The following is a 5134-nucleotide window of genomic DNA, read 5'->3' on the forward strand; positions in this document are numbered from 1 at the left end:
TCAACCGGTTGGAAAGCGTCGATACGGGCACCGTGCTCCTGGACGGCGCCGAACTTCCCGCCGAAGGCCGCGCGTTGGCCCGCCTGCGTACCGAAGTAGGCATGGTCTTCCAGCAGTTCAACCTGTTCGCACACAAGACCGTGCTGCAGAACATCACCCTCGGGCCGGCCAAGGTCAAAGGCGTCTCCGCCGCGAAGGCGGAACAGGAGGCGCGCGTGCTCCTGGAGCGCGTGGGCATCGCCGACAAGGCCGACCATTTCCCCGCCCAGTTGTCGGGCGGGCAGCAACAGCGCGCCGCGATCGCCCGCGCCCTCGCGATGCGCCCCAAGGTCATGCTTTTCGACGAACCGACCAGCGCGCTCGACCCCGAGATGGTCGGCGAGGTGCTCGACGTCATGATCGACCTCGCCAAGGAGGGCATGACCATGGTCGTGGTCACGCACGAAATGGGCTTCGCCCGCCGTGCGGCCGACCGCGTGGTGTTCATGGCCGACGGACAGATCGTCGAGGTCGGTGACCCCGACACCTTCTTCACCGCGCCGACCACCGAACGCGCCCGCGACTTCCTGTCCAAGGTGCTCAGCCACTGAACCGGCCGCCGCGCCCCGCTTTTCCCTCCTCGGGCCACGCCCGACCCCGCAACGCTCCCCGCGTCACCCGAACCCTCGCGAACCGTGAAGGAAGACTTCGATGTCCACGATCCCCGTGCGCCTGCGCCCCCTGCGCCGCCTTCGCACCACCCTGCCGGTGACCCTCGCCGCGCTGTCGCTGACCGCCCTGTCCGCGTGTTCGAGCGACTCCTCCTCCGACGCGGTCCCCGGCGGCAAGAAGCCCGCCGGGGAAAACGTGGCCGGCAAGGTCGACGCCGCCCCCGACGCCTCGATCCTGCCCGGGTCGACGATGGAGAAGATCAAGAAGCGCGGCTACCTGATCGTCGGCGGCTCGCAGGACGCGCCGCTGTGGTCCCAGCTCAACCCCATATCCGGGCAGACCGACGGTTTCGACGCCGACATGGGCAAGCTGCTCGCGAAGTACATCATCGGCAAGCCCGAGGTGAAGATCGTCAGTTCCGCGACCGAGACGCGCGAGGCGCTGCTCCAGAACGGCACCGTCGACGTGGTCTTCCAGACCTACACGATCACCCCCAAGCGCGCCGAGCAGGTCGCCTTCGCCGGCCCCTACTACTCCTCCGGCCAGTCGATCCTGGTCAAGAAGGGGTCGAGCAGCATCAAGCTGCCCGCCGACCTCAACGGCAAGACCGTCATCGCCGGCGCCAACACCCCGGCCATCGCCGCCGTCAAGCAGGTGGCCCCCGACGCCAAGGTCGTCACGTTCGCGAGCGACCCCGAGTGCCTCCAGGCCCTGCGTCAAGGACGCGGTGACGCGTACGTCCAGGACCAGGCGCTCCTGGTCGCCGACGTCAAGCAGAACCCCGACACGACGGTGGTCGGCGAGCCGTTCACCGCCGACCCGTACGGGATCGGCCTCGCGCACGACGACGCCGCGTTCAAGACGTTCGTCAACGACTGGCTGCGCAAGATCGGCCAGGACGGCACGTGGGCTCAGGTGTGGAAGCAAAACCTCGGCACGGTCGTCGAGGGCAACGCCCCGACTCCGCCCGCGATCGGGTCCGTGCCCGGCAGCTGATCCGCCCGGGCCGCCCGTCCGTCCTGTCGGAATCCTCGCGAAAGGTCACCACCGATGGATGTCGTGTCGCGACATCTCTCCGCCTTCACCGACGGCATCACGACCACGCTCGAACTCACCGCGCTCTCCTTCGTCGGCGCCCTGCTCATCGGCATAGTCGTGGCCGCCATGCGCGTGTCGCCCGTCACCGCCCTGCGCGGGGTGGGCACCGCGTACGTGGAGGCCTTCCAGAACACCCCGCTGCTCGTGCTGCTCGTCCTGTTCGTGTTCGGGCTGCCCGAAATCGGCATCATCTTCCCGCTGTTCACCACCGCGGTCATCGTCATCGCGCTCTACGAGGCGGCGTACATCGCCGAGGCGGTCCGATCGGGCATCAACACGGTGTCGATCGGACAGGCCGAGGCGGCCCGCGCGCTGGGTCTGACGTTCGGTCAGTCGCTGCGCCTGGTCATCCTGCCGCAGGCGCTGCGCGGCGTGGTCCAGCCGATCGGCAACATCTTCATCGCGCTGACGATGAACACGTCCCTCGCGGCGGCGGTGGGCGTGGTCGACCTGACCGCCGCCGCGAACCGGGTCAACCTCCTGGAGGCGCAACCCATCCCCGTGTTCGTCGGCGCCGGCCTGGGCTACATGGTCATCTGCGCCGCGGCCGGAATCGTCACCGGCATGATCGAGCGGAAGGTGGCGATCGTGCGATGAGCGCGTCCCGTGTGTTGTTCGACGAACCGGGCCCGATCGCGCGCCGCCGGATGCGGATCGCCACGATCGTGGTCGCGATCGTGACGGCCGGCCTGCTGGTGCTGGCCGTGCGCCGGTTCGCCGACCACGGCCAACTCGACGCCGACAAATGGCGCCCGTACACCACGTGGCCGATGTGGCGATACCTGCTCGAAGGGCTGTGGGCCACGGTGCGCGCGGCGGCCGTCGCGACGGTGCTGTCGGTCCTGGGCGGCATCGTGCTCGCGATGGGCCGGTTGTCCCGGCGGCGGTGGGTACGGTGGCCGGCGACGGCGTACATCGAGGTCATGCGGACCGTGCCGGTGCTGCTGCTCGTGTATCTGGTGCTGTTCGGGCTGCCCCACTACGGCGTCGACCTGCCGTTGTTCTGGAAGCTGGTCGCGCCGCTGTCGGTGTCCAGCGCGGCGATCTTCGCCGAGATCTTCCGGGCCGGGATCCTGTCGTTGGATCGCGGTCAGCGCGAGGCGGGTCTGGCGATCGGGCTGAGCGACGCACAGACGATGCGGATCATCGTGCTGCCGCAGGCGGTTCGCCGACTGCTGCCATCGCTGATCAGCCAGTCGGTCGGCCTGCTCAAGGACACCTCGCTCGGCTTCATCGTCAGCTACACCGAACTGCTGTACAGCGGCCGCATCCTGGCCTCGTACAACCGGCTGCTGATCCAGACGTACATCGTCATCGCGCTCGTCTACATCGTCATCAACGCGTCGCTGTCGAAGTTCGCGCGCACCCTGGAGGCGCGACAGGGCGTCCGGCCGGCCGGTCGACGCAACCTGCGCACCCTCGTGCGGGGTCGGGCCGTCGGCGACCGTGTCTCGCGTCGATCGTGATGTCCGATCGAGGACATCGTCCCACCCAACGCTCAACCCTTTCTGGAGAGTTCATGCAGTACGCGGAACTGGCCGAGGTGAGCCGGTCCGGCTTCGTCGAGAGCCGGCACTTCGGCAGTCTGGTCGCGCTCGACGCGGACGGCCGTACGGCGATCGACCTCGGCGCGTCCGACGAGTCGATTCTGCCCAGGTCTTCGGCCAAACCGTTTCAGGCACTCGCGTGTCTGCGGGCCGGCGCGCCGCTGCGGAACGAGCAGGTGGCGATCGCGGCCGGCAGCCACACCGGGCAGGACTTCCATGTGCGCAGCGTCCTCGACATCCTGTCGGCGGCGAAGCTGGACGAGGACGCGCTGCGGTGTCCGCCGAGCCGCCCGGAGGACGAGGCGGCGTACGCGGCGCTGATCGGGCGAGGCGAGGGCGAGTCCCGGGTCCGGATGAACTGCTCGGGCAAGCACGCGGCGATGGTGGCGGCGTGCGTCGCGTCGGGGTGGCCGGTGGACACCTATCTCGACGCCGACCACCCGCTTCAGGTGCTGGTACGCCAGGGCATCGAGGAGTCGGCGGGCGAGGCGGTCACCCACACGTCGGTCGACGGTTGCGGCGCACCGGTGTTCGCGATGACGCTGACCGGACTGGCACGCGGGGTACGCGCGTTGGCGCTCGCGTCGGACGGGCCCGGGCACACGGTCGCGGCGGCGATGCGGGCGTATCCGCAGTATGTCGGCGGCGACGGGCAGGCCAACACCGAGGTGATGCGATTGCTTCCGGGCACGCTGGCCAAGGGCGGCGCCGAGGGCGTCCTGGTGGCCGCGACGACGGCGGGGCACGCGGTGGCGGTCAAGGTGATCGACGGCAACCCGCGCGCGACGACCGCGCTGGCGCTCGCGGCGTTGGCGGCGCTCGGCGTGGACACGGCCGCGGCGGCCGAGTGGGCGCGCGTGCCGGTGTTGGGCGGCGGGGTGACGGTCGGGGAGGTCCGGGTCACCGCCGCGCTTTCCTGAGCGGAGAGTTCGGGGAGCATCCCCGCACGCAGCAAGCAGTTTCCCTTACCCACTCCCCCAAGGAGCACAGCGCGATGATCGTCAATCCCGGCCCCAACCCGCCACTGACCTACGAGATCTGCATCGACGACGTCCCGGGCGCGCTCGCCGCCGAGCGGGCCGGCGCGCATCGCGTCGAACTGTGCGCGGACCTGTTCGAGGGCGGTATCACCCCGAGCCTGGGCCTGATCGAGACGACCCTGCGCGCCGTCGACGCGATTCGCGTGCACGTCATCATCCGGCCGCGCGGCGGCGACTTCGTCTTCGACGAATACGAGGTCGCGGCGATGGAGCGGGACGTGATCGCCGCCCGCGAGGCCGGTGCGCACGGCGTGGTGATCGGCGCCCTGACGCCCGAGGGGGACATCGACCGCCCGACGATCGAACGCCTCCTGGCCGCCGCCGGAGACTGCTCGGTCACCTTCCACCGGGCGTTCGACATGACCCGCGACCCGTTCGCGACGCTGGAGGCGCTGATCGAACTCGGCGTCCACCGGGTCCTGACGTCGGGTCAGGACAGCAGCGTGCTCGAAGGCGCGCCGCTCATCGCCGACCTGGTCGACCGCGCCGCGGGCCGCATCGTGGTCATGCCGGGCGGCGGCATCACCGCCCGCAACATCGAGCGCGTCATCGCCGCGACGGGCGCCCACGAGGTCCACTTCGCCGCCGGCGAGGTCTCGGAGAGCACCGCTACGCACCGCAACCCGTACCCCTACATGGGCGGCGCCCTGCGCCAGGCGGAATACGCCCGCCGGGTGACGTCCTTGGGCGGCATCCAGGAGATCGTCGGCGCCACGCGCCGCAACTGACGTCGCCGGCCGCCCCGTTCGGGCCGCCCGGTCCCTCGGCCCGCCCGCCCTCGAGGCCGGGCGGGCCGAT

General features: G+C 70.2%; 6 protein-coding genes. All 6 read left to right on the plus strand.

The features are described from left to right. Nucleotides 1-590: amino acid ABC transporter ATP-binding protein (locus GT354_RS37135; protein WP_161360792.1), on the plus strand; the 590-nt coding region annotated here is incomplete at its 5' end. 100 nt (nt 591-690) lie between these two features. Further along, nucleotides 691-1647 (plus strand): glutamate ABC transporter substrate-binding protein, encoded by a 957-nt coding sequence (locus GT354_RS37140; protein ID WP_161360793.1) that lies wholly within the window; start codon nt 691-693, stop codon nt 1645-1647. Between the two features lie 54 nt (nt 1648-1701). Then, entirely contained in the window at nt 1702-2346 is a 645-nt protein-coding gene (locus GT354_RS37145) for an amino acid ABC transporter permease (RefSeq protein WP_161360794.1), read from the plus strand. Further along, nucleotides 2343-3215, plus strand: coding sequence for an amino acid ABC transporter permease (locus GT354_RS37150; RefSeq protein ID WP_161360795.1), 873 nt, complete (start codon nt 2343-2345; stop codon nt 3213-3215). The genes GT354_RS37145 and GT354_RS37150 overlap by 4 nt, the downstream gene beginning before the upstream one ends. 53 nt (nt 3216-3268) lie before the next feature. Next, entirely contained in the window at nt 3269-4216 is a 948-nt protein-coding gene (locus GT354_RS37155; protein ID WP_161360796.1) for an asparaginase, read from the plus strand. 74 nt (nt 4217-4290) lie between these two features. Then, nucleotides 4291-5064: a copper homeostasis protein CutC gene (locus tag GT354_RS37160; RefSeq protein WP_161360797.1), complete on the plus strand. Its 774-nt coding sequence runs from the start codon at nt 4291-4293 to the stop codon at nt 5062-5064. Nucleotides 5065-5134 lie beyond the last annotated feature (70 nt).

The organism is Streptomyces sp. SID3343 (assembly GCF_009865215.1).
Taxonomy (GTDB): Bacteria; Actinomycetota; Actinomycetes; order Streptomycetales; family Streptomycetaceae; genus Embleya.